At 49.7% G+C, this 431-nt stretch carries 1 protein-coding gene; it reads left to right on the forward strand.

The features are described from left to right. On the forward strand, positions 1–431 hold a 431-nt coding region (locus tag AC1D0P_RS30135), incomplete at both ends, for a hypothetical protein (protein WP_477680087.1).

Below are 431 nucleotides of genomic sequence, written 5' to 3' on the forward strand. Positions count from 1 at the left end.
GGAGATTCATGGCGTGGGCATCGCGTCAATATTGCTGGCTGGCGGCGAGAATACAGTCGGCAATTCGGGCAAGATCTATAACACGTCTGAAAAAGGGTATGCGATTGCTGCGACAGAATCGAGCTCCATTGTCAACAACGGATTGGTACAAAGCGCAAATTTTGGTGTCGCCTTTACTGGCGGCGTAATGAAAAACCTGTCGCTTGGGACGATTAAAGCTTCAAACGCGGCAGTGGTTGTCGGCGACGATACCAATAGCAACAGCATCGGCAAGGCAACGATTATCAACGATGGGACGATCAGCTCCGCCAATTTGGCGATAGACGCGCATTACCACAGCAACGCCGTCAAGATCGTTGATCACGGTTCGATTACGGGAGATATCATTCTCAGCAATTACGATGATGTGATTGATGTCCGCAGCGATAATA

Source organism: Polaromonas sp. P1_G2 (assembly GCF_056405515.1).